General features: G+C 72.3%; 22 protein-coding genes. 15 read left to right on the top strand and 7 right to left on the bottom strand.

Annotated features, from left to right (window positions below):
- Positions 1-29: 29 nt before the first annotated feature.
- The 3 genes from EUA06_RS16050 to EUA06_RS16040 all read right to left on the bottom strand — a co-directional run bounded on the left by EUA06_RS16050 (position 30) and on the right by EUA06_RS16040 (position 4,833).
- The gene (locus tag EUA06_RS16050; RefSeq protein ID WP_129477600.1) at positions 30-1,502 is read right to left on the bottom strand and encodes an HNH endonuclease signature motif containing protein; all 1,473 of its coding nucleotides are present in this window, start codon (positions 1,500-1,502) and stop codon (positions 30-32) included.
- A 162-nt stretch (positions 1,503-1,664) separates the two neighbouring features.
- On the bottom strand, positions 1,665-2,573 hold the full coding sequence (locus EUA06_RS16045) for a LamG domain-containing protein (protein WP_129477598.1): 909 nt from the start codon (positions 2,571-2,573) through the stop codon (positions 1,665-1,667).
- An 82-nt stretch (positions 2,574-2,655) separates the two neighbouring features.
- Positions 2,656-4,833 (bottom strand): HelD family protein, encoded by a 2,178-nt coding sequence (locus EUA06_RS16040; protein ID WP_129477597.1) that lies wholly within the window; start codon positions 4,831-4,833, stop codon positions 2,656-2,658.
- Positions 4,834-4,933: 100 nt separating this feature from the next.
- Between EUA06_RS16040 and EUA06_RS16035 the strand changes: the two genes are divergently transcribed.
- On the top strand, positions 4,934-5,896 hold the full coding sequence (locus tag EUA06_RS16035) for a hypothetical protein (protein ID WP_129477595.1): 963 nt from the start codon (positions 4,934-4,936) through the stop codon (positions 5,894-5,896).
- A 6-nt stretch (positions 5,897-5,902) separates the two neighbouring features.
- On the opposite strand, the gene EUA06_RS16030 is transcribed toward EUA06_RS16035, so the two are convergent.
- The 3 genes from EUA06_RS16030 to EUA06_RS16020 form a co-directional block, all read right to left on the bottom strand.
- Complete coding sequence (locus tag EUA06_RS16030) at positions 5,903-6,331, bottom strand: hypothetical protein (protein ID WP_129477593.1); 429 nt, start codon at positions 6,329-6,331, stop codon at positions 5,903-5,905.
- 60 nt (positions 6,332-6,391) lie between these two features.
- Complete coding sequence (locus tag EUA06_RS16025; protein ID WP_165354419.1) at positions 6,392-7,093, bottom strand: SDR family NAD(P)-dependent oxidoreductase; 702 nt, start codon at positions 7,091-7,093, stop codon at positions 6,392-6,394.
- Between the two features lie 71 nt (positions 7,094-7,164).
- Positions 7,165-7,944 (bottom strand): enoyl-CoA hydratase-related protein, encoded by a 780-nt coding sequence (locus EUA06_RS16020; protein WP_129477591.1) that lies wholly within the window; start codon positions 7,942-7,944, stop codon positions 7,165-7,167.
- A gap of 56 nt (positions 7,945-8,000) precedes the next feature.
- Between EUA06_RS16020 and EUA06_RS16015 the strand changes: the two genes are divergently transcribed.
- The 14 genes from EUA06_RS16015 (at position 8,001) to EUA06_RS15950 (ending at position 21,060) form a co-directional block, all read left to right on the top strand.
- Positions 8,001-9,542: a molybdopterin-dependent oxidoreductase gene (locus EUA06_RS16015; protein WP_129477589.1), complete on the top strand. Its 1,542-nt coding sequence runs from the start codon at positions 8,001-8,003 to the stop codon at positions 9,540-9,542.
- Positions 9,543-9,764: 222 nt separating this feature from the next.
- A complete protein-coding gene (locus EUA06_RS16010; RefSeq protein WP_129477587.1) occupies positions 9,765-10,418 on the top strand; it encodes a fasciclin domain-containing protein in 654 nt (217 codons plus the stop codon).
- A 34-nt stretch (positions 10,419-10,452) separates the two neighbouring features.
- On the top strand, positions 10,453-11,067 hold the full coding sequence (gene sigK / locus EUA06_RS16005; protein WP_129477585.1) for an ECF RNA polymerase sigma factor SigK: 615 nt from the start codon (positions 10,453-10,455) through the stop codon (positions 11,065-11,067).
- Positions 11,064-11,780 carry an anti-sigma factor gene (locus EUA06_RS16000; RefSeq protein WP_129477583.1) on the top strand — a complete coding sequence of 239 codons (717 nt, stop codon included), beginning with the start codon at positions 11,064-11,066 and terminating at the stop codon, positions 11,778-11,780. Before sigK ends, EUA06_RS16000 begins: the two co-directional genes overlap by 4 nt.
- A gap of 2 nt (positions 11,781-11,782) precedes the next feature.
- Positions 11,783-13,786 carry an FAD-dependent oxidoreductase gene (locus EUA06_RS15995; protein WP_129477581.1) on the top strand — a complete coding sequence of 668 codons (2,004 nt, stop codon included), beginning with the start codon at positions 11,783-11,785 and terminating at the stop codon, positions 13,784-13,786.
- Positions 13,783-15,144, top strand: coding sequence for an SAM-dependent methyltransferase (locus tag EUA06_RS15990; RefSeq protein WP_129477579.1), 1,362 nt, complete (start codon positions 13,783-13,785; stop codon positions 15,142-15,144). Before EUA06_RS15995 ends, EUA06_RS15990 begins: the two co-directional genes overlap by 4 nt.
- Positions 15,141-16,463 carry an SAM-dependent methyltransferase gene (locus EUA06_RS15985; RefSeq protein WP_129477577.1) on the top strand — a complete coding sequence of 441 codons (1,323 nt, stop codon included), beginning with the start codon at positions 15,141-15,143 and terminating at the stop codon, positions 16,461-16,463. Before EUA06_RS15990 ends, EUA06_RS15985 begins: the two co-directional genes overlap by 4 nt.
- Positions 16,457-17,233, top strand: coding sequence for a DUF1295 domain-containing protein (locus EUA06_RS15980; protein WP_129477575.1), 777 nt, complete (start codon positions 16,457-16,459; stop codon positions 17,231-17,233). The genes EUA06_RS15985 and EUA06_RS15980 overlap by 7 nt, the downstream gene beginning before the upstream one ends.
- Positions 17,234-17,301: 68 nt before the next feature.
- Positions 17,302-17,853, top strand: coding sequence for an RNA polymerase sigma factor (locus EUA06_RS15975; RefSeq protein WP_207208385.1), 552 nt, complete (start codon positions 17,302-17,304; stop codon positions 17,851-17,853).
- A gap of 34 nt (positions 17,854-17,887) precedes the next feature.
- Positions 17,888-18,883, top strand: coding sequence for a hypothetical protein (locus EUA06_RS15970; RefSeq protein WP_129477573.1), 996 nt, complete (start codon positions 17,888-17,890; stop codon positions 18,881-18,883).
- Between the two features lie 209 nt (positions 18,884-19,092).
- Positions 19,093-19,563 (top strand): helix-turn-helix domain-containing protein, encoded by a 471-nt coding sequence (locus tag EUA06_RS15965; RefSeq protein ID WP_129477571.1) that lies wholly within the window; start codon positions 19,093-19,095, stop codon positions 19,561-19,563.
- Entirely contained in the window at positions 19,560-20,024 is a 465-nt protein-coding gene (locus EUA06_RS15960) for a VOC family protein (RefSeq protein ID WP_129477569.1), read from the top strand. The genes EUA06_RS15965 and EUA06_RS15960 overlap by 4 nt, the downstream gene beginning before the upstream one ends.
- Complete coding sequence (locus tag EUA06_RS15955; protein ID WP_129477567.1) at positions 20,021-20,500, top strand: cupin domain-containing protein; 480 nt, start codon at positions 20,021-20,023, stop codon at positions 20,498-20,500. Before EUA06_RS15960 ends, EUA06_RS15955 begins: the two co-directional genes overlap by 4 nt.
- Entirely contained in the window at positions 20,497-21,060 is a 564-nt protein-coding gene (locus EUA06_RS15950) for a protein-L-isoaspartate O-methyltransferase family protein (protein WP_129477565.1), read from the top strand. The genes EUA06_RS15955 and EUA06_RS15950 overlap by 4 nt, the downstream gene beginning before the upstream one ends.
- Here EUA06_RS15950 and EUA06_RS15945 read toward each other — a convergent pair.
- Positions 21,036-22,160, bottom strand: coding sequence for a heparan-alpha-glucosaminide N-acetyltransferase domain-containing protein (locus EUA06_RS15945; RefSeq protein ID WP_129477563.1), 1,125 nt, complete (start codon positions 22,158-22,160; stop codon positions 21,036-21,038). The genes EUA06_RS15950 and EUA06_RS15945 overlap by 25 nt on opposite strands.
- Positions 22,161-22,308 lie beyond the last annotated feature (148 nt).

Here is a 22,308-nt window from a genome sequence, read left to right as displayed (position 1 = left end):
CGTGAGGACTGGCGGGGTGCGGGGCGGCGTCATCGTCGGCGGGGTCGTGGGATGCCGGGTGGGTCGGGGTGGTCGTTGTGGATCGGGGTGGTTCCGGTGGGGTCGCGTCGGAACTGGTGGCCGTGGGGGCTGGTCCACTCGAAGCAGCCTGGTCCGGTGACGCGGTAGCGCCAGGCGGTGTGGGTCTTGAGTCGGTGGTGGAACCGGCACAGACACGCGAGGTTGTCGGACGTCGTGGGTCCGGGTTGTGGTCGGCCTTCGGCTGCGGCGTCGTGGTCGAAGGCGATGACGTGGTCGATGTCGCAGCCCCGTGCGGGTCGGGTGCACCACGGGAACACGCACGTCTGGTCCCGGAGAGTCACTTGGTCGCGGATGCGGTCGGGGATGTCGTAGCCGGGTGCGGTCAGGTGGGTGTTGAGGTCGATGACGGGCTTGATCGTGATCGTGGTGAGGGAGTCGCCGCACCAGCCCTTGATCTGGGCGAGCAGGAGCAGCCGCTGGCGTTCTTCCATCCGGCCGGTCGGACCGAACACCGTCTGCTCGCCGACAGTGCTGGCGTCGAAGTGGGCGTGAAGGACCACCTCGCGGGCGGTGGGGAGGTCGGGTCTCGATACGCCGGCTCGTTCCTCACCGGCTACTCGACCGTCGAGGGGTGTTGCTCGTTCCTCACCGGCTACTCGACCACCGGAGGAGTTGAGGAGGTCGAGGGCGGTCTGGGTGCGGGCGAGGTCACCCAGTGCCTTGGCGCGTCGTACGTCCAGGGACTCGGTCGAGCCGAGGGCCTTCTGCTCGGCTGCCTTCTGGGTCAGGGCGTGGTTGAGGTCGAGGGCGTCGGCGATGTCGAGCTCAGCCTCGAACCGCATGGTCCCGGCGAAGTGGACGTCCTCGTCGTGCAACGTCGCGTGGCGGGGGTCGACCGAGAGGTAGCCGTCTTCGGGGTCAGAAGCCGGGTCCGCAGTGGCGAGGTCGTAGCGCTTGATGGTCTCCGCAACCAGCCGGTCCAGCTGTGCAGGTCCGATCCTCCCGGCGACCGCAGCGACCTGCGCGTCCACGAACGCAGCAGCCTCGCGTGTCAGCGAAGGAGTCGAGTGGATGGTCGTCTCGGCGACGGTGCGTGCCCGCCACGCGGGCACGTGCCCGGACTGGACCTGCGTCCACAACCGGGGGAGCCGGTGGCGCAGCTCGAGGGCGTGGCCGATGAGCTTCTTCGCCGACGTGGAGGAGATCCCGAGGACGGTGCCGAGCTCGGCGATGGCGAACTCCGCGATGAGCGGGCAGCCTTCGCCGGCGAGGGGTTCCTCGTGGTCGGTGCCCGGGACGGTGAAGGCGGCCGCGGAGTGGATGGACTCGGGTGGGTGGAGGTCGGCCCAGCGGGCAGCGAGGTCGAGCTGACGAGCTGCTTCGGCGTTCTCGAGGTCGCGTGAGGCACGGATCGACGCGAGCAGGTCGGAGGCGGTGAGGGCGTCCTCGCCTGTTCCGAGTCCCCTCAGCGTGTCGATCATGTGTTCGATTGTAGACGAGATCACCGACAGTGGGTTCGTCGTCAACAGGCCGGTTTCGAGGCTCGCTGCGCTCGCACCTCAACCAGCAACCGGTAGGTCTCGATACGTCCGCTCGTTCCTCGCCGACTACTCGACCAGCGGGCAGCCGGGCGGACGCTGGCGTCAGCCGACGGCGGTGGGGTACTTGACCTGGACCGCCACCCAGTCGACGAGCATGCTGTGCTGCTCGCCGCCGACGACCGCGTCGTCGGGAGCGACGTCCTTGTTGGACAGCCGCAGGTGGAAGGGGACCACGTTGCCCGGCACGCGCCGCACGTCGGGCAACGTGGCCGCGGTGTAGGCGAGGTTGCCCGAGCCGTCCCGCGCCTGGAACCAGACCCGGTCGGAGCCGACGGTGAACTCGGCGTGGTACTCCCAGTAGGACTGCCACGGCTTCACGCCGTCGGCGAAGCTGTGGCTGACGCCCGCGAGTTCGGCCGTGCGGCCCACGGCGCCGCACTCGTCCACGCCGTTGTCGAGCGTCTCGTCGTAGCAGAGGTGGGAGCCGAGCTGGGCGCCTGCGGCCTTCAGCGGGCCGTAGCTCTCGATCACGTCGATCTCGCGCGGGTCACCGGCGTCGGGGTGCTGCACCCACAGGGCGGCGTAGTTGCTCCCCGTGTCGGGCATGATCAGGCTCGCGGAGACGCGCACCTGGGTGCCGACCGGCAGGGACCAGCCCGGCGTTGACCGGATCTGGCTGAGGTGGCCCACGTCGAGCTGGCCCGATCCGTTGAGGGTGGCTCCGTTCCAGCCGGTCATCGGGTGCCACTGGCCGGGGGGCGTGCCGGCAACCCCGTCGAAGTGGTCCATGAAGACCTCCTGCCACTCGGGGGCGGCAGGAGGCTGCGTCGTCGGCGGAACCTCCTCCGGCACGACGGTCTCCGTCGGGGACGTGACCGAAGGAATGTCGGAGATCTTCCTCGGCCACGAGCCCGGGCTCACGCAGGCCGTGGCCAGGAACAGCAGGGTGCCGCCGAGCACGGCGGCACGCCACAGGGACCTGCCCACCAGCGTGTCCGAGTGCCGGGTCATCGGCCTCCCCACAAGGTCTCGTCGCATCCGTGTCCGACGATGCTACGAAGAGCCACCAACAGCGGTGGAATCGACGCGCGGGTCAGCCGACCGTGGTCAGCAGCTGCGTCGCACGCGTGAGCACGACGTAGAGCGTCGCTCGACCCGTGGCCGACTCGTCCTCGATCTCCTGCGGCGACACCACCACGATGCCGTCGAACTCCAGGCCCTTGGTGTCCAGCCCGGTGAGCACGACGACGCGGTCCTCGCCGCTCGGCGTGACGCTGGAGTCCACCGCCGCGCGGGCACCCGCGGCGTCGGACGCCAGCTCGGGCCACGACGCCAGCCACGCGTTGACCTCCGAGCGCCGGGCGACCGGGACGACGATGCCGACGGTGCCCTGCACGCGCCCGGCCGTCTCGGTCACCGCCGAGCGGACGGCAGCCTCGAGGTCGTCGACCGGACCCACGACCCGCGGGTCCTCGCCGGTGCGGCGTACGGCATCGGGCAGGTCGGCGTCGAGGCCCACGCGCTGGGCATAGTCGGCCGCGAAGGCGTAGATCTCCGCGGAGTTGCGGTAGTTGGTGGAGAGGTGGAACTCGTGGAGCTCCTTGCCCTCCAGCGCCTCGAGGCGCGCGCGGGTGGCCTCGGGTGCGTCGGGCCACGACGACTGCGCCGGGTCGCCGACGATCGTCCAGCTCGCGGCACGACCGCGGCGACCGACCATCCGCCACTGCATCGGCGTCAGGTCCTGCGCCTCGTCGATGAGGACGTGGGCGTAGCCGTCGTCCTCGATGCGGTGGGTCGGTGCCGACCAGGGCAGGCCGCCGGGGGCGTACTCCCGCTCGGAGATCGTGGTGAGCTCCTGGAGGTCGACGCCGCCCTCGAGGAGGCCGGTCTCGTCGAGGTCGCGCTCGTCGTCGGTGCGCTGCGGCACGTCGCCGAGGGAGTAGCGCAGCTCGTCGAGCAGCGGCACGTCCTCGATCGAGACGCTGTCGGCGGCCCACGACTTGGCGAGCAGCAGCTGCTCCTCGCGGCTGATGACGCCCTCGCCGACCCGCGACAGGAACTCCGGGTCGCGCAGCCAGCCGAAGACGGTCTTCGCGTCGAGCGGCGGCCACCAGGCCGAGGCGAACTCGACGAAGCCGGCGTGGCCGAGCATGTCGTCGTCAAAGGCTTCACGCCCACGCTCGCGACCGCGCTCGCCCTGCACCTGGCGCCACATCGCGTCGAGGAGCGTGCGCGCGACGCGCGGCAGCTGGCGGTTGCGGCGGCCCTGCGACATCAGCTGGCGGCGCAGCCGGCCGAGCAGGCCGGGGTCGAGCACGATGGTGTCGTCGCGCCAGTAGATGCGGAAGCTGGTCGGGGCGCCGGGCGCGTGCTGGCGCGACGTACGCCGCATCAGCTCCGCCATCCGCGAGGAGCCCTTGACGTCGGCGACCGCCGGCTCGTCGTGGCGCGTCGCGCGGACGCCGCCGACGACCTCACCGAGCGACCGCAGTGCGACAGCCGTCTCGCCGAGGCTGGGGAGCACGCGCTCGATGTAGCGCATGAAGACGCCGCTCGGGCCGACGACGAGCACGCCGCCACCCTCGTAGCGACGACGGTCGGAGTAGAGGAGGAAGGCCGCGCGGTGCAGCGCGACCACGGTCTTGCCGGTGCCCGGTCCGCCGGAGATCGACACGACGCCCTTGCCGGGCGCACGGATCGCCTTGTCCTGCTCGGCCTGGATGGTCGCGACGATCGAGTGCATCGACCGGTCGCGGGCGCGGGAGAGCTGCGCCATCAGCGCACCCTCGCCGACGATCGGCAGGTCCGTCTCGGCCTGGTCGTCGAGGAGCTCGTCCTCGACACCGATGACGGTGCGGTGCTGCGAGCGCAGCACCCGGCGGCGTACGACGCCCTGCGGGGTCGCGGCGGTGGCCTGGTAGAACACCCCGGCCGCGGGCGCGCGCCAGTCGATGAGCAGCACGTCGCGGTCGGCGTTGCGGACGCCGATGCGACCGATGTAGCGCGGCAGCACGTCGATCGACGGGTCGAGGTCGAGGCGGCCGAAGACCAGGCCCTCGTGGGCGGCGTCGAGCTGGGCGATCCGCTTCGCGGCCTGGAAGAGCATCGCGTCGCGCTCGACGAGACCGCCCTCGTGCTCCAGCCTGCCCCGGTTGCGTCCCTCCGCTGCGAGCGCCTTCGCGTTCTGCGTGGACGCCTCGAGCTGGACGTAGACCTCGTCGACGTAGTGCTGCTCCGCGGCGATCTCGCGTGCTTCGAGCTCCTCGCTCACGTCCTGCTCCTCATCCCCCGATGACCTGTGTCCAACCCGCTCGGACAGACCGACAAGCCTAGCGCCGCAAGGCCGCACCCACTCATTTAGCGTGCATCTCGTGACACTTCGCACCGGGTGGTCCGTGCTGGCCGCCGTCGCGGTCGGCCTGCTCGTGCTGGTCGCTGCCCTCACCGTGCCCGGCCTCGTGGCCGACGACGAGCCGGCTGCGGCTCCCCGGTCCTCCGACTGCGTCGTGCGGGCGACCGCCCCGACCGACGAGATCGGCGCGCAGGAAGCGGAGTGGGTGCGCTTCTGCCCGCTGGCCGCGGAAGGAGACTCCCAGCGTGTACGCCACCCGGCCGGGGTGGTCACGGGCGACCTGGCCGTGGCCGTCGCCGCGACCCTCTGGCAGACGCAGGACGGACGCCGCGTGTGTGCCGTCGACGGCGGCCCGACAGCGGGTCCTGCCCGCCGGTTCCGGATCGAGGTCGGCCTGGCCGACGGCCGGATCGCCGAGCTGGCGGGCGACACCGGGTGCAGCACGCGCGACACCACGCTCTTCAGCCAGCTCGAGACGACCCTGCTGATGGACGCCGCCGGCCAGGCGCCCGCCGACCCGCCGCCGGGTCCCGTCCGGTGTCCGCGGCGCTTCACGACGACCGCGACCAACTCCGACGGCGCGTCGGCCGCGCAGCTCGCCGATGACGCCGAGCAGCCGTGGCAGTCGACCGTGCCCGTGCTGCCGATGCCAGCAGTCCTCGTCGACGTGTGCGCCTACTCGGGCGACGGCCAGCGCCGCACGCTCGTCGACCAGTGGCGGGTGCCGCCCTCGGCCTCCGACGCGATCCGCGCCGCGGCCACGACCGGCTACCTGGACGGGGTGGCCGAGTGCGCCCCCGACCCCGACGCGACGTCGTACGTCGTGGTGCTGGGCGACCAGACCGGGACGATGCGCACGCTGGCGATCGACCCGACGCAGTGCGGGACCCTGCAGGCCGCCCTCGGCCTCCCCGCCACCGAGACCTACCTCGGCCTGGCGTCACCGCGGCTGGTCAGGATGATCGCCCGCAGCCGGCCCTGACCCGGTTCACCCGACGAGCAGAAGGGCCCCGACCACGCACACGACCGCCCCGAGGGTGCGCACGCGGTCGGCCCGTCCGAGCCGGTCGAGCAGGACCTCCCGCTCGTCCGCGTCGACCGACGAGAGCCGCCCGTGGATCGGCGCGGCCACCGCCGCGGTCGCCCCGACGGAGACCAGGCCACCGGCGAGCGCGACCCAGGTGCCGACGTCGCGCGGATCTGCGACGGCGACCCAGCCGAGCACCAGCACCAACGGGACGTAGACAAGGGCGACGACCGGGGTGATCCGTCGCGAGTGGCCGGCGTGGGCGCTCGCCCACCCCTCGGGCCCGACCTCGCCGAGGGCCGGGTAGACGACCAGGTCGACCGTGAGCTGGAAGCCCAGGTGCGCACCAGCGACCAGGAGCAGCCACGGAGCGGGATCGGCAAGGCTCATCGCGCTGTCACCGGGGTCCCCGTGGCGTTGTTCGGAGGAGCGAAGCGGAGGAGAAGAACGTCATGGGGTGGTTTCGAAGGCCTCGGCAGCGAGGTCCTGCTCGCCGGCCGCGATCGCGTCGACGATCCGGCGGGCGACATCGGCCGCGTCGAGCCCCTGTGGCAGCGCGGGCGCCTCGCCGGACAGGGGACGGGAGGCCAGCCCTGTCTCGGTGTGCGGCGGGCGGACGTCGTACACGTCGACGCGGCTGCGCCGCAGCTCGGTGCGAAGCGCCGTGGCCACCGCGCTCAGCGCGGCCTTGCTGGCGGAGTACGCCGCCATCCGTGGCAGCGGCCGCTCGGCGACGACGGCGCTGATCTGGACCACGAAGCCGCGCGACTCCTCCAGGAGGGGCAGGACCCGGCGCAGCAGGAAGAGCGGTCCCACGACGTTGGTGAGGAACAGCTCCTCGACGACCTCGTCCGGGGTGTCGACGAGCGTCCCGAAGGCGACCACGCCGGCAGCGTTGACGAGTCCGTCGAGACCGCCGAGGTGCTCGTGAGCCGCGGCGACGACCGCGGCGCCGGCGCCGGCGTCGCCGAGGTCGGCGACCACCGGGATGCCGGTCCCGAGGGCGGCGAGGCGATCGGCGTCGCGCCCCACCACGAGCAGCCGGGCGCCCCGGCGCTCGAGCTCGGCCGCGATCAGCGAGCCGAGCGCACCGCTCGCGCCGACCACCGCGATCCGGGCTCCGGACAGCTCACGGGTGGTGGACGGTGCCATGCGGGTCTCCTTCGTCGGACGGTGTCACCCACTTCTCCGGCCCACCGGGGTCCGCAGATGCAGCCAGTGACCTACCGACCGCGGGACAGGAAGGCCGTCATCGCCTCGCGGGCCTCGTCGCTCGCGAAGAGCCGCGCGCTGGTCGTGGCCATCTCGTCGCCGAGGGCGTCGATGCGGGCCACGAGGTCGCGGTTGAGGATCCGCTTCGACTCGCGCAGGCCCTGGGCCGCCCCCGTCGCCAGGCTCGCGCAGATCGCGGCGACCTCGTCGTCGAGCCGGTCGGCCGGCACCGCCTTCGTCACGAGGCCGTACGCCGCCGCCTCGACGCCGGTGAACACCTCGCCACCGAGCGTGGTGAGGGCCGCTGCCCGTGGGTGCATCCGCTGGTGGACGGTGAGGCTGATGATCGCCGCGGCCAGACCGAGCTTGACCTCGGTGAGCGCGAAGGTCGCGTCGTCGGCGCTGACGGCGATGTCGGCCGCGGCGACGATGCCGATGCCGCCTGCGCGGACGGCGCCGAGGTTCTTCGTGACCACGGGCTTGTCGAGGGTGACGATCAGCCGCTGCAGGTCGACGATGCGCCGCGCTCCGACCTCCATCCCCTCCGTGGTGGCCTCCGACAGGTCCGCGCCGGAGCAGAACACCTTGCCGCTGCTCTCGACCAGCACCGCGCGTACGTCGTCGTCCGCGCCTGCCCGCTCGAGGTGCCCGAACAGCTCGGTGACGAGCTGGCGGCTCAGCGCGTTGCGGTTGGCCGGGCTGTCGAGGGTGATCGTGGCGACGGCGTCGGACACGGCGTAGTGGACCAGCGCCGAGGACGACTGGTCGGGGGCGTCGGTCTCGTCTGGCATGGCGGTCATCCTGCCGCACGGCCCATCCGCAGGGCCTCTGGCTCCGAACACCCGGCATGCAGACCTCCGCCCCACGCGACCGACGCCGCACCTTGCTCCACGCGACGTACGGCGTCCTCGCGACGCTCGTCGGCCTTGCTGCCGGGCACCTGGTCGCGGCCCTCACCGTGCCCGCCGCCTCCCCGGTCCTGGCGACCGGCTCCACGGTCATCGACCTGACGCCGACCCCGCTCAAGGAGTTCGCGATCCGGCAGTTCGGCACCGCGGACAAGCTCGTGCTGGTCGGCTCGGTCACCGTCGTCGTGCTGCTGCTCGCCGCGATCGCCGGCGTGATCGCGGACCGCCGCGAGACGGTCGGCCTGCTCATCCTCGTCGGGCTCGCCGGTGTCGCCGGCGTGCTCGCAGTCCTGCGCCCGGGCTCCGGGCCGCTGGACCTCCTACCCGCCCTGGCCACCGCGGCCGTTGCCGCCACCTCTCTCTGGTGGCTGCACCGTGTCTCGGACCGGGGTCCCGATCGGTCGTCGCGTGGGGTCGACGGTCCGAGCCGGCGCGGGGTCGTGCTGGCGACCGGCGGCCTTGCCGCGGCCGCAGTGACCATGGGGGCGCTCGGTCGCTTCGTGACGTCGTACCGCCTCGGCGGAACCGACATCGCGCTGCCGACCGCCGCCGACCCCGCGCCTTCCTTCCCGCAGGGCCTCGAGGCGACGTACGACGGCATCAGCCCGCTGCGGACCCCGAACGCCGACTTCTACCGTGTCGACACACGGCTCACGGTGCCCGCCGTCGACGTCGACTCGTGGACGCTCACCATCGACGGCGACGTCGACCAGGAGATCACCCTGACCTTCGCCGAGCTCGCCGCGATGAAGACCGTCGAGCGCGACATCACGCTCACCTGCGTCTCCAACGAGGTCGGCGGGCCCTACGTCGGCGGCGCCCGCTGGCTCGGAGTCCCGCTGAAGGACGTGCTGGCCAAGGCAGGCATCGACTCCACGAAGGCCGACCAGATCCTCTCGACGGACGTCGACGGGATGACCATCTCGACGCCGCTCGGCGTGGCCATCGACGGCCGCGACGCGCTGATCGCGATCGGCATGAACGGCGAGCCGCTCCCCCGCGAGCACGGCTTCCCCGCTCGGATGGTCGTCCCCGGGCTCTACGGCTACGTGAGCGCGTGCAAGTGGATCACCCGGATGACCCTGACGACGTACGACGCCGAGCAGGCCTACTGGACCGAGCGGGAGTGGGCGATCGACGCCCCCATCAAGATCTCGAGCCGGGTCGACACCCCCAAGCCGTTCTCCGACAGCAAGGCCGGGAAGGTCGTCATCGGCGGCATCGCCTGGGCGCAGCACGTCGGCATCGACAAGGTCGAGGTCCGCATCGACGGCGAGGCCTGGCAGCCGGCCGAGCTCGGCCCGCAGGTGACCGACGACTACTGGCGGCAGTGGTACTTCGAGTGGGACGCGAAGCCCGGTCAGCACTTCATCTCCTGCCGCGCGACCAACAAGGACGGCGAGCTCCAGACCGACGTCCGGGCGCGGCCGTTCCCCGAGGGCTCGAGCGGGCTCCAGGAGATCTCGGTCTCCGTCGGCTGACCCCGGTTCCGCACACCTCCCACGGCGGGTGGTGCGTGACGCAGGTCCTGCGCCTCCAGGACCTGCGCCACGCTCCACCCGCCGTGCCGCGTTCGCTTTGTCCACAGATTGTCCAAAGTTTTTTTCCGAAATCACCCATCCACCGTCCGAGGGGTGCCGAACACCTCTCGACAGCGGGCCGCACGGCCCCACCACACGTCTTGACCAAACGAAAGGCACGCCATGAACACCAAGCTCCGCACCCGTTCCATGGGCCTCGCCGCCCTCGCCCTGACCGCTTCGATGGGCCTCGCGGCCTGTGGCAGCGAGGACGACTCGACCACGGCCTCCGACGAGACCACCACCTCGGAGACCCCTTCGGAGACGCCTTCGGAGGAGCCCATGGAGTCCGAGGAGCCGATGGCCGACGGTCCGTTCGGTCCCGGCTGCGCCGGCGTCCCCACCTCGGGTGAGGGTTCCGTCGAGGGCATGGCCGACGACCCGGTCGCCACCGCCGCCTCGAACAACCCGCTCCTCAAGACCCTGGTCGCCGCGGTGACCGAGGCCGGTCTCGTCGACACGCTCAACTCGGCCGAGGCCCTCACGGTCTTCGCGCCCACCGACGACGCGTTCGCCGCCATCCCGAAGAAGGACCTCAACGCCCTCCTGAAGGACAAGGAGGCGCTGACCACCGTCCTGACGCACCACGTCATCGGCGAGCGCCTCGCCCCCGACGCCGTCGCGGGCGAGCTCGAGACCCTGGCCGGTGACACCCTCACCGTCGAGGGCGAGGGTGAGAACTTCACCATCGGTGACGCCACCGTCGTCTGCGGCAACGTGCAGACCGCCAACGCGACGGTCTACGTCGTCGACCAGGTCCTGATGCCGGCGATGTGATTCGTCACCTCGACGAATACGCAAGGATGCTGACGTGGAACACGTGAGGCCCGTGCCTGTACCGGACGGGGCGCCCGCAGCGGGCGCCCCGTCCGGGGGCGACGCAGCCCGACTGGCCGGCCTCCTCGGACAGGCGGCACTGGGAGACCAGGCCGCCTTCGCCGAGTTCTACGACGCAACGTCCGCCCGGGCGTACGGACTGGCGTTGCGCGTCGTGCGCAACCCGGCCCACGCCGAGGAGGTCACCCAGGAGGCCTACCTCGACGCCTGGCGCTCCAGCGCCAGGTACGACGCCCAACGAGGGAGTGCAGCCGGCTGGCTGCTCACCATCGTGCACCGCAAGGCCGTCGACCGGGTCCGCTCGGTCGAGGCGGCCACCGCTCGCGACGTGACCTGGAACCGCGAGACAGCACCGATCGACCACGACCAGACCTCAGAAGCAGCACACGCCTCGCTGGACGCCACTCGCGTCCGCAACGCGGTCGCCACCCTGACCGACGTACAACGCCAGGCCGTGGAGCTCACCTACTTCGGTGGCTACACGCACACAGAGGTAGCCACCCTGCTCGACGTCCCGTTGGGCACGGCCAAGACACGAATACGCGACGGACTGATCCGTCTGCGGGACCTGATGGGAGTCACCTCATGAGCGATCTGCACAAGCTCACGGGGGCCTATGCCGTCGACGCCCTCGACGACCTGGAGCGTGCGCGCTTCGAGCAGCACCTCGACGAGTGCGACGACTGCCGCTTCGAGGTTGCCGAGCTGCGGGAGACCGCGGCCCTGCTCGCCGACAGCGTCTCGATCTCCCCGCCGGCCTCCCTGCGCGACTCGGTGCTCGCCGGGATCGCCCAGGTGCGGCCCCTGCCGCCCGTCGTGACTCCCATGCCGACCCCCGCGACGACCCTCCGGCGCCGCCTCCCTCTTCTCGTGGCTGCGGCCGCCGTCCTGATCGTCGGTCTCGGCGCCGTCGTGTGGCAGCCGTGGTCGGAGGAGACGCCGACCCGCCTCACTGCCGCCGAGCAGATCCTCGACGCCCCCGACGCACAGGAGGTCTTCCTGGACCTCGGTGACACCGGCCAGGCGACCGTCACGCGCTCCAAGTCGCACGACCGGGCCGTCATCCAGACCGAGGACATGACCGCCGCGCCCGAGGGCAAGGACTACGAGCTCTGGCTCATGTCCCCCGACGGCGTCTTCACGTCCGCCGGGCTGATGCCCGACGCCGCCGACCAGACCCTGGTGCTCGACGGCTCGGCCGCCGACGCAGCAGCGGTCGGCATCACCGTGGAGCCCGACGGCGGGTCGACCAAGCCCACCTCCGAGCCCATCGCCCTGTTCGACCTCACCCAGGCGACGTGACCATGGCCGCCCCACGACGGATCGCCGTCGTCGGTTCCGGCGTGGCCGGACTGACTGCAGCGCACGTCGCGTCGCGCACGGCCCACGTCACGCTCTACGAGGCCGACGCCCGGCTGGGCGGGCACGCCGACACGCACCGCGTCCCGACCGACGACGGTGAGCTGGCGATCGACACCGGCTTCATCGTGCACAACCGACGCACCTACCCGACGCTCCTGCGGCTCTTCGCCGAGCTCGGCATCGCGACCCAGCCCAGCGAGATGTCGCTGTCGGTCAGCGACGCCGGCACCGGTGTGGAGTACGCCGGTGCGCTGGGCGCGCGCGGGCTCTTCGCCCAGCGGTCCTCGCTGACGTCGCGCGCCCACTGGCGGATGCTGCTGGAGATCCCGCGCTTCCACCGTCGTGCCCGGGCGGTCCTGGCGGCCGACGACGACGGCTCCGACCAGACGCTGCGCGAGTTCCTCGACGAGGGCCGCTTCACGCCCGGCTTCGTGCGCCACTTCATGGAGCCGCTGGTCGCGGCCGTGTGGTCGTGCGACCCCGCCACCTCGCTCGACTACCCCGCGCGCTACCTCTTCACCTTCCTCGAGCACCACGGCATGCTCGGCGTCTTCGGGTCGCCCGAGTGGCGCACGGTGACCGGCGGCTCCGGGACCTACGTCGCTGCCGTGGCCGCCGGCCTCCACGACGTACGCCTCGACACCAAGGTGACCTCGATCCGCGAGCTGGCCGACGGCGTCGAGGTCACCGACGGCAGCGGCACCACGACGACCTTCGACGCGGTCGTCGTCGCGACGCACCCGGCGCAGGCGCTCGGCATGCTCGAGGCGCCGACCGACCTCCAGCGCGAGCTGCTGTCCGCCCTGCCCTACAGCAGCAACCCGGCGCTGCTCCACACCGACACCTCGCTGCTCCCGGCCGCCGAGGGTGCCCGCGCGTCGTGGAACTTCTTCCGACCGGCCGACCAGACCGGTGCCGTGACGGTCACCTACGACCTGACCCGCCTCCAGCGGCTGCCGACCGACACCCACTACCTCGTCACCCTCGGCGGCGAGGACCTCGTCGACCCGGCCACGGTGATCGACCGGATGGAGTACGAGCACCCGCTCTACACGCCCGAGTCGGTGGCCGCCTCGCGCCGCCTGCCGGAGATCGACACCGACCGGATCGCCTTCGCGGGTGCCTACCACGGCTGGGGCTTCCACGAGGACGGTGCGCGCTCCGGCCTGGCCGCCGCGACCCGGCTCGGCCTCCCGTGGACCCGCACCGCGCCGGTCCTGCCGACGCCCGGCCGCTTCGAGACGACGATCCGCCACACGCGGCGTACGCCCTTCAAGCGGTCCTTCGAGCACTCCTCGAGCTTCTGGCTCGTCGACCTCGACGACCTCCCCGACCACGGGGTCCTCGCCCGCTTCGAGGCTCGCGACCACCTCGGCGACCCCGACCGCACCCTGCGCGCCAACGTCGAGTCGTTCCTGGAGCGTCACGACGTGCGGCTCGGTGCCAGTGGAACGAAGGGTGCCGGCACGATCCTGATGGCCGCGAACCCCCGCTCGCTGGGGCACGCCTTCAACCCGATCAGCGTCTTCTGGTGCTTCGACGACGAGGGCCGGCAGGCCGGCGTCGTGGTCGAGGTGCACAACACCTACGGCGACCGCCACGCCTACCTCGTCCACCCCGACGAGCAGGGGCGCGCGACGACCGACAAGGCGATGTACGTCTCGCCCTTCCACGGCGTCGACGGCACGTACGACGTCGCGGTGCCGATCCCGACCGACCGGCTCCACGTCGCGGTGACCCTGCGCGACCACGACCGGTCCGGGGCGGGAGGCGCGTCGCCCTTCAGCGCGAGCCTCACCGGCACCCGCAGCGACACCGGTGTCCGCACCACCCTCGGCGCCGCGCTGCGCGGCAGCGCGCTGATCCGGGCCCACGGCATCTGGCTGTGGGCGCGACGGCTGCCGATCCGCCCCCGCCCCACCCACCGACAGGAGGGCGTCCGATGACCCTCGAGAAGAACCGACGCGACCAGGGCGCACCCGTCGCCTCCACCCAGGGCGTGCCCTCCCTCGAGCCGCTGCGCGGCGGCCCCCGCACCGCGATCTCCGCTGCCGTCGCCAAGCGCCTCTTCCACGCCGCCGTCAACCGCCTCGACATCACCGTGGTCGAGGGTCGCTCGGGCAGTCGCCTCGGCCAGGGCGGCCCGACGATGCACATCCACCGTCCCGACGAGTTCTACGCGCGCCTCGGTCGCGACCACCTCATCGGGTTCGGCGAGGCCTACATGACCGGCGCCTGGGACGCCGAGGACCTGGCCGGGTTCCTCACCGTGCCCGCCGCTCGGATCGCCACCCTGATCCCCGAGCCGCTGCAGCGGATGCGCGCCTTCCTCGCGCCGCGCCTGCCCGGGCACCAGCGCAGCACCGAAGCCAACAGCCAGGCCAACATCTCGCACCACTACGACCTGTCGAACGAGATGTTCGAGCTCTTCCTCGACGACACCCTCAGCTATTCCTCCGCCCTCTTCGACACCTCCTCCACACTGACCACTGCCGGGCCCGGCTCCGTCGGTGACCACCTCGTCGCCACTCCACCAGAGCCCACCGACAGTGCGGACCCGGTCCTCCACAGCCCCGACCTCGCCGAGGCGCAGGGCCGCAAGATCGAGCGGCTCCTCGACGAGGCCGGCGTCACCGACGGCACCCGCGTCCTCGAGATCGGCACCGGCTGGGGCGAGCTCGCGATCCGCGCGGCCCGTCGCGGTGCGACCGTGCGCACGATCACCCTGTCGATCGAGCAGCTCGAGCTCGCCGAGGAGCGGATCGCCGCGGCCGGGTTCGCCGACCGGGTGACGGTCCAGCTGATGGACTACCGCGCGCTCGCCGCCACCGGGGCGACGTACGACGCCGTGCTGTCCGTCGAGATGATCGAGGCCGTGGGCCACGAGTTCTGGGGCACCTACTTCCAGACGATCGACCAGGTCCTCGCCCCCGGCGGCCGCGTCGCCATCCAGGCGATCACGATGCCGCACGACCGGATGCTCGCCACCCGCGACGGACAGACCTGGATCAACAAGTACATCTTCCCCGGAGGTTTCCTGCCGAGCGTCGAGGTGATCGACCAGATCACGCGCAACGAGACCACCCTCCGCCTCACCGAGCAGCTCGAGATGGGCAGCCACTACGCCGAGACGCTGCGCCGCTGGGACCGCCGGTTCCTGTCGCAGCGCGACGCCGTGCACGCACTCGGCTTCGACGACCTCTTCATGAGGGTGTGGCACTTCTACCTCGCGTACTCGCAGGCTGGCTTCGCGAGCGGCTACATCAACGTCTCGCAGCTGACCTTCACCAGGGAGAACACGTGACCCAGACGGCACCCCGTCCGACCGCACCACACCCGACGGCCACCGGCGTCGCGCACCGACTCGCCGAGGCGGTCCGTCCCTTCATCGGCGGCGACCTCCCGGTGCGGCTCGAGGCCTGGGACGGTTCCGTCGCCGGTCCCGCGGGTGCTCCCCTCGTGGTGCTCCGCTCGCCCGACGCGCTGCGGCGGCTGCTCTGGCACCCGGGCGAGCTCGGAGCGGCCCAGGCCTACGTCACCGGCGAGCTCGACGTGCCCGAGCAGGACGGCTGGACGCTGGAGTCCGCGCTGACGCACGCCTTCGCCGTCGGCGCCGAGCGCGGCCTGTCCGGCGTACGCCTCTCGCCGCGCGCGATGGTCGACGCGATCCGCACCGCCTCCGGCCTCGGCGCGCTCGGCCGCCCGCCCGCGGCACCGGCGTCGCAGGCGAAGATCAAGGGACGGCTGCACAGCCTGGCGCGCGACCGCTCGTCGATCAGCCATCACTACGACCTCTCCAACGAGTTCTACTCCCTGATCCTCGAGCCGCAGATGGCCTACAGCTGCGGCTACCACGCGACCCCCGACGTCCCGCTCGAGGAGGCGCAGCGCGCCAAGCTCGACCTCGTCTGCACCAAGCTCGGACTCGCCGAGGGCATGCGGATGTTGGACGTCGGCTGCGGCTGGGGCTCGCTGTCGCTGCACGCCGCCGAGCACTTCGGCGCCCAGGTCACGGGCGTGACGATCGCGGCCGAGCAGAAGAAGTTCATCGACGCCCGGATCGCCGAGCGTGGCCTGCAGGACCGGGTCGAGATCCGGCTGCAGGACTACCGCGAGGTGCCCGAGCGCGACCACTTCGACGCGGTCGGCTCGCTCGAGATGGGCGAGCACGTCGGCGCCACCAACTACGCGACCTACGTCGAGGTGCTCCGCCGCGCGGTGCGACCCGGTGGTCGCGTGCTCGTCCAGCAGATGTCGCGCCAGGGCGTCGGCGGTGGCAAGCACCCCGGCGGCGGCCCCTTCATCGAGTCGTTCATCGCCCCCGACATGACCATGCGACCCGTCGGCGAGACCGTCGGCCTCATCGAGGCGGGTGGCCTCGAGGTCCGCGACGTCCACGCGATGCGCGAGCACTACGTGCTGACCGTCGCCGGCTGGATCGAGAACTTCGAGGCCAATCTCGACCGCATCCGCGACCTCGTCGGCGAGGAGGTCGTCCGCGTCTGGCGGCTCTACCTCGTCGGCGGCGCGCTCGCCTTCCGCGACGGCCGGATGGGCGTCGACCAGATCCTGTCGGTGCGCCCCGGCGGTGACCACACGCTGCCCGCCGTCCGCACATGGTGACCCAGAGCCTCGTCGCTCTCCTCGCGGCGCTCGCGGTCATGGGCGTCACGGCCGCGGTCAGTCGCCGCGTGGACCGGGTCGCGGTCGTCGACGTCGCGTGGGGCTCCGTCTTCGTGGCGATCGCGCTGGTCCTCGCCGTCGTCTGGCCCGACCCGCACTCCTGGCTCCTGGCCGTGCTCGTCACCTTCTGGGGCGGTCGGCTGGCCTGGCACATCGCGAAGCGGTCGAAGGGCCACGGCGAGGACCCACGCTACGAGGCGATGCTCGGCGGACCGGGCTGGCACGCAGGCGCCGCCAAGGTGCTGCTGCGCGTCTTCCTGACGCAGGCGGTCGTCGCCTGGGTGATCTCCTTCCCGCTGCACGTCGCCGCGGCCTACGACGTCCGCTGGTGGCCCGTCGTCTGGATCGGCGTGGCCGTGTTCGCGATCGGCGTGTTCTTCGAGGTGGTCGGCGACGCCCAGCTGTCGGCGTACCGCTCCCGTCCCCGCGACCAGCGCCCGCCGGTCCTCGACACGGGGCTGTGGGCGTGGACGCGACACCCCAACTACTTCGGCGACGCCTGCGTCTGGTGGGGACTGTGGGTCGCCGGCGCGCTGTCGCTCGGCTGGGTGCCCGGGCTGGCGACGATCTTCGCGCCCGTCGCGATGACCTACTTCATCCGCAACGTGACCGGCGCCAAGCTGCTCGAGAAGACGATGTCGCAGCGACCCGGATGGGACGAGTACGCCGCTCGCGTCCCGCTGTTCTTCCCCCGCCCGCCGCGGGGCTGAGCGCCCCGGGCGCACGACACACACCGCCCGACCTGTGATCCATCACGTCCGTGGGGTAGAACCAGCCTGTGCCCGGTCCGGACCCGCTCGACCCTGCCGTCGAGCAGATGCTCGCGGGGGACGAGCGAGCGTTCCGCACGGTCTATCGGGCCGTCCAGCCTCCGCTGCTGCGCTACCTGTCGGTCCTCGTCGGGCGGGGCGAGGCGGAGGACGTCGCCAGCGAGACCTGGGCGCAGGCGTTCCGCGACCTCGACCGCTTCACCGGTGACGCGGACGGGTTCCGTGGCTGGGTCACCACGATCGGGCGCAACCGCGCCCTCGACCACCTGCGCCACAACCGGCGCCGACCGACCGACGAGCGGACGGTCGAGGAGATGGTGGACCTCCTCGACGACGCCGACGTCGAGGGCGACACGCTCGGGCGGGTGGACTCGCAGGCCGCCCTCGCGCTCGTCTCGTCGCTCCCGCCCGACCAGGCGGAGGCCATCATGCTGCGCACCGTGCTCGGCTTCGACGCGGTGACCGCGGGGGAGATCCTGGGCAAGTCACCCGGCGCCGTGCGGGCCGCGTCCTTCCGCGGACTGCGGCAGCTCGCGAAGAAAATCGACCGCCACCCGTAACACCCGCGCCCCCTGCGGCGCTGAACGGAGTGAGATGCGCATCCCTCATCGCCACCTGTCCCGCCGCGAGGCCGAGCGACTGCTCGACGACCCCGCAGGGCACGGCAGCGCGCTGGGCAAGGCGCTGGCAGCGGCGGGCGGTCCGGCCCAGCCGGGTGAGCTCGGCCGCGAGGACGCCGCTGCAGCGGTGTTCCTGCGCACCGCGATGGTCCCCTCTCCGGGCGCCGGGACGGTGATCGTGCCGCCCCCCCGCCGCGGAGGCCGTGCCGCCGTGCGCGCCGTCGTCGCGACCGGCGCGGTCGTGGCGCTCGCCACGGGCGGCTTCGCGCTCGCAGGTTCGGCCGACCTGCCCCACATTCCTGGCCTTCCGGGCCAGGCCTCCGACCGGGCCACCGAGTCCGTCGCCAAGAACCCGTTGCCGTCGGAGGCATCGAGCACCTCTGCGACCCCGGGGGACGAGGCGTCCGAGACCGGTGGACCCGGGACGAGCGGGTCGGGCACACCGCAGTCCACGACCACGTCCCCGTCCACGGGCACGTCGAGCCCGTCCGCCGGCACGTCGAGCCCGTCCGCCGGCACGTCGAGCCCGTCCGCCGGCACGTCGAGCCCGACCCCGAGCTTCGCGGGCCTCTGCCGGGCGTTCCAGGCGACCGACCACTCGAGCAAGGGGTCGTCGCTCGACAGCGCCGCCTTCGCCGCGCTCGTCGCCGAGGCCGGCGGCGCGGAGCAGGTCGCGGCCTACTGCGTCGGCCTGATCGGCCCGCCGACCTCGAAGCCGACACCGACGTCGAAGCCCACGCCGACCTCGAAGCCCACGCCGACCTCGAAGCCGACCGGCAAGCCCACTGCTAAGCCGACCGGCAAGCCCACCGACAAGCCGACCGGCAAGCCGTCAGCGACGCCGACGCCGACACCGAGCACGCCCACCGGCAAGCCCACCGACCAGCCCACCGGCAAGCCGAGCACGCCGCCCGGCAAGCCGACGGACCAGCCGTCACCGACCGACGAGGGAGGCGGCACGACACCCTGAATGTCCGGTCACTGATGAGACCGGAGCGGCCGCGTTCCGCGGGCCCGCTCCCGCCGCCACCGTATTCATCCCCCCCGACCGAGTACGGCGATCTATCCCCGCATCACCACGGCGACGGGCACTGGCCCTCAACGCACCGCAGCGGCACGGCTTCCCCCCGGGGCCGTGCCGCTGCCCTTTCCCCGCCGCTCCCGGCTAGGTTCGGCCGCATGGCCCCGTCGCTGTCCGCCCAGGAGGACACCAACCGTCGGATGCTCCGTGCCCGCGACGAGATGGACCGCCGCTACGCCGAGCCCCTCGACGTACCCACGCTGGCGGCGATCGCGCACCTGTCGCCCTCCCGGTTCGGTCGGGTCTTCAAGGACGTCTACGGCGAGACGCCGCACCGCTACCTCCAGCGCCGCCGGGTGGAGCGGGCGATGACGCTCCTGCGCCAGACCGACCGGCCCGTCACCGACGTCGCGTGGGACGTCGGCTTCGCGAGCCTCGGCACCTTCAGCCGGACCTTCAGCACCATCGTCGGGCTGTCCCCGACCGAGTTCCGGACGCAGCACGCGCCGGTCGCGGTGCCGTCCTGCTTCATCGCCGCGTGGACGCGCCCCCGCGCGGCGGAGGAAGCCCGGGACAGTCGTTTCGGAGAAGCGGACCGGGGCGGAGGCTCGTTAGCGTCGTCGTCATGAACTCCAACCACATCACCTCACTGCACATCCGCTCGGTGCCCGTCCTCGACCAGGACGAGGCGCTCGACTTCTACACCACCCACCTCGGCTTCGAGGTCCGCGACGACATCGACCTCGGCTTCATGCGCTGGCTCACCGTCGGTGTGCCCGGCCAGGACACCTCGCTGCTCCTCGAGCTCGTCGGCGGGCCGCAGCACGACGAGTCCACCGCGACCCAGGTCCGCGAGCTCGTCACGAAGGGCGCGCTCGGCGGGCTCTTCCTCCAGAGCAGCGACGTGCACGCCACGTACGCCGCCCTCAGTGACGCAGGCGTCGAGATCACCCAGGAGCCGGTCGAGCAGCCCTACGGCACCGACTTCGGCATCCGCGACCCGTTCGGCAACCACGTCCGGATCAGCCAGCCCAACACGGCCGCGCCGCAGGACGTGAAGGACACCTACGAAGGAGCCACTGCCCGATGAGCTACCCACCGCCGATCTACCACGGCGGCTCCGGCGAGGTCTCCGCCCACGTGGTGCGGGCGGGGATCGAGCCCGCGGTCGTCTACCCCAACGGCAACAAGGTGTTCTACCTCGCGCAGGGCACCGAGACGCAGGGCACCTTCGGCCTCTACAGGTGGGAGTTCGCCGGGCCGCAGAGCGGTCCGGACGCCCACTTCCACCGCTCGATCACCGAGTCCTTCTACGTCCTCGAGGGCATCGTCACGATCTACGACGGCACCGACTGGGTGAAGTGCGCGGCCGGCGACTTCGCCCACGTGCCGGCCGGCGGGATCCACGGGTTCCGCAACGAGGACGGCCCCGCGAAGATGCTGCTCCACTTCGCGCCCGGCGCCCCGCGTGAGGCGTACTTCGAGGGTCTCGCCGCCGGCATGGGCGACCTCGACGCAGATGCGTACGACCGCTTCATGCGCGAGCACGACAACACCTGGCTGTGAGCGACCCCGTCGACCCGGTGGGCGAGGCGTTCGCCGCGACCCCGCGGCGGGCCTTCCTCCCGCGCGGGGTCCGGCGGCGGGCGACGTACGACGGTCCGCTGGCCATCGCGGCCGGCCAGACGAACTCCCAGCCGCGCACCGTCGACGACATGCTGCGGCTGCTCGACGTACGTCGCGGGCAGCGGGTCCTCGACGTCGGCGCGGGGTCCGGCTGGACGACCGCCCTGCTGGCGCACCTCGTCGGTCCGGAGGGTGTGGTGGTCGGCGTGGAGCTCGAGCCGACGCTCGTCACCTTCGGGTCCGGCAACCTCGCCGCCGTCGACCGCCCGTGGGCGAGCATCCGGCTCGCGACGCCCGGAGTGGTCGGTGACCCGGACGGAGCGCCGTACGACCGGGTCCTGGTGTCTGCCATGCCCGACGCGCTCCCCTCGACGCTGGTCGACCAGCTCGCGGACGACGGCGTGCTCGTGATCCCCGTGGCCGGCACGATGCTGCGGGTGACCCAGCCGGGCGCGGTCGTGACCGAGCACGGTCGCTACCGGTTCGTGCCGCTGCGCTGACCTGGTGCCACGCGCCGCGCCAGCCGGACCGGCAGCCCCGCCACCACTTCGAGCGGCCCGCGCAGCCGGAACAGCCTCAGGGCGGCGCCGAGGCCGAGGAGGACGACGACGTGGGAGAGGTACGCCGACGGCTCCTCCGGCGGCCACACGTCGTCCGTGCGCATCACCACGTGCAGGGAGTAGAGCGTGAGCGTCGCCGCGCCGGCGCCGAACACGACCGCCAGGACGCGGGTCCCCGCGGGCCGCAGCGACCGCTCGAGCAGGAGGCAGCACGCGATCACGAGGACCGCGCTGCCGATCGTCTGGGCGAGGTCGAAGGGCGTCGCGGAGTGGGGTGCGGCGAGCAGCAGCCAGCTCCAGTCGCCGTCGGGTGGCGTGGTGCCGTACATGCCGGTGGCGTTCTCCGAGGCGATCGCCGGGTCGGCGAGCGTGCGCGAGACCTGCGTGGCGAGCACGGCGGTGCCGAGGCCGCCGAGGGCCAGCGCTCCCAGCAGGGAGCGGTCGCGCAGGTCGAGCCGGCCGAGGGCGAGCCCGGCGAGCAGGTAGGCCAGCCACGGGAGGGCCGGGTAGTAGCCGGTCAGCAGCAGCTCGCTCGCCAGCTGCGGGAGATCGCCCAGCTGGTCGAAGGCCGGGCTCTCGAAGCCGCGGTCGGGCAGCTCGGGACGGACCAGGTGCGAGACGACCGGCGCCGCGACGACCCAGACGACGGCGAGCGGCGCGAGCCAGCGCACGCGCAGGAACGTGAACGGCAGGCCCAGCACGAACAGCACTGCGTAGTAGGTGAGGATGATCGCGATACCGGTGTCGAGGGCGCCGAGCAGCAACCCGAGCGCCCCGATGAGGAACGCCCGTCCCGCGATCGCCAGGGTGCGCGCCGCCAGGGGTCGCCCCCGCAGCGGCTCGCGGGTCATCAGCGCCAGGCTGACACCGGCGAGCACGGCGAAGAGCGCGGAGGCGCGACCGCCCGCCAGCCACTGCGCCGCGGTGAGGTCCCCCGACGACGTGCGCTCGTCGAGGACATGGGTGGCGACCATGCCGAGCAGCGCTAGGCAGCGGGCGACGTCCAGCCCGACGAGGCGGGTCTGCGACGTCCCGGTCATGGCCCCATGGTGCCGGTCCGGTCCTGACGACTCGGCGTCTCAGGCGTTCGCGGGTACGGTCGACGGCGTTGTCTGCCCGGCCGTGAGTGTGTACGACGCCATCGGCCGGCGTGTTGGTCCGCGATGCGCCACCGTGGGGGTGGCCAGA

The organism is Nocardioides glacieisoli (assembly GCF_004137245.1).
Taxonomy (GTDB): Bacteria; Actinomycetota; Actinomycetes; order Propionibacteriales; family Nocardioidaceae; genus Nocardioides; species Nocardioides glacieisoli.
Note: the sequence above shows the minus strand (reverse complement) of the source record. Positions and strands in the feature narration are given on the sequence as shown.

Bases quoted from the DNA above. Each gene is read 5' to 3' on its own strand.
- EUA06_RS16010 (WP_129477587.1), top strand. From the start codon at position 9,765: ATGAACACCAAGCTCCGCACCCGTTCCATGGGCCTCGCCGCCCTCGCC.
- EUA06_RS15990 (WP_129477579.1), top strand. From the start codon at position 13,783: ATGACCCTCGAGAAGAACCGACGCGACCAGGGCGCACCCGTCGCCTCC.
- EUA06_RS15970 (WP_129477573.1), top strand. From the start codon at position 17,888: ATGCGCATCCCTCATCGCCACCTGTCCCGCCGCGAGGCCGAGCGACTG.
- EUA06_RS16045 (WP_129477598.1), bottom strand. From the start codon at position 2,573: ATGACCCGGCACTCGGACACGCTGGTGGGCAGGTCCCTGTGGCGTGCC.
- EUA06_RS15965 (WP_129477571.1), top strand. From the start codon at position 19,093: ATGGCCCCGTCGCTGTCCGCCCAGGAGGACACCAACCGTCGGATGCTC.
- EUA06_RS16025 (WP_165354419.1), bottom strand. From the start codon at position 7,093: ATGGCACCGTCCACCACCCGTGAGCTGTCCGGAGCCCGGATCGCGGTG.
- EUA06_RS15995 (WP_129477581.1), top strand. From the start codon at position 11,783: ATGGCCGCCCCACGACGGATCGCCGTCGTCGGTTCCGGCGTGGCCGGA.
- EUA06_RS15955 (WP_129477567.1), top strand. From the start codon at position 20,021: ATGAGCTACCCACCGCCGATCTACCACGGCGGCTCCGGCGAGGTCTCC.
- EUA06_RS16015 (WP_129477589.1), top strand. From the start codon at position 8,001: ATGCAGACCTCCGCCCCACGCGACCGACGCCGCACCTTGCTCCACGCG.
- EUA06_RS16000 (WP_129477583.1), top strand. From the start codon at position 11,064: ATGAGCGATCTGCACAAGCTCACGGGGGCCTATGCCGTCGACGCCCTC.
- EUA06_RS16030 (WP_129477593.1), bottom strand. From the start codon at position 6,331: ATGAGCCTTGCCGATCCCGCTCCGTGGCTGCTCCTGGTCGCTGGTGCG.
- EUA06_RS16050 (WP_129477600.1), bottom strand. From the start codon at position 1,502: ATGATCGACACGCTGAGGGGACTCGGAACAGGCGAGGACGCCCTCACC.
- EUA06_RS15960 (WP_129477569.1), top strand. From the start codon at position 19,560: ATGAACTCCAACCACATCACCTCACTGCACATCCGCTCGGTGCCCGTC.
- EUA06_RS15945 (WP_129477563.1), bottom strand. From the start codon at position 22,160: ATGACCGGGACGTCGCAGACCCGCCTCGTCGGGCTGGACGTCGCCCGC.
- EUA06_RS15980 (WP_129477575.1), top strand. From the start codon at position 16,457: ATGGTGACCCAGAGCCTCGTCGCTCTCCTCGCGGCGCTCGCGGTCATG.
- EUA06_RS16020 (WP_129477591.1), bottom strand. From the start codon at position 7,944: ATGCCAGACGAGACCGACGCCCCCGACCAGTCGTCCTCGGCGCTGGTC.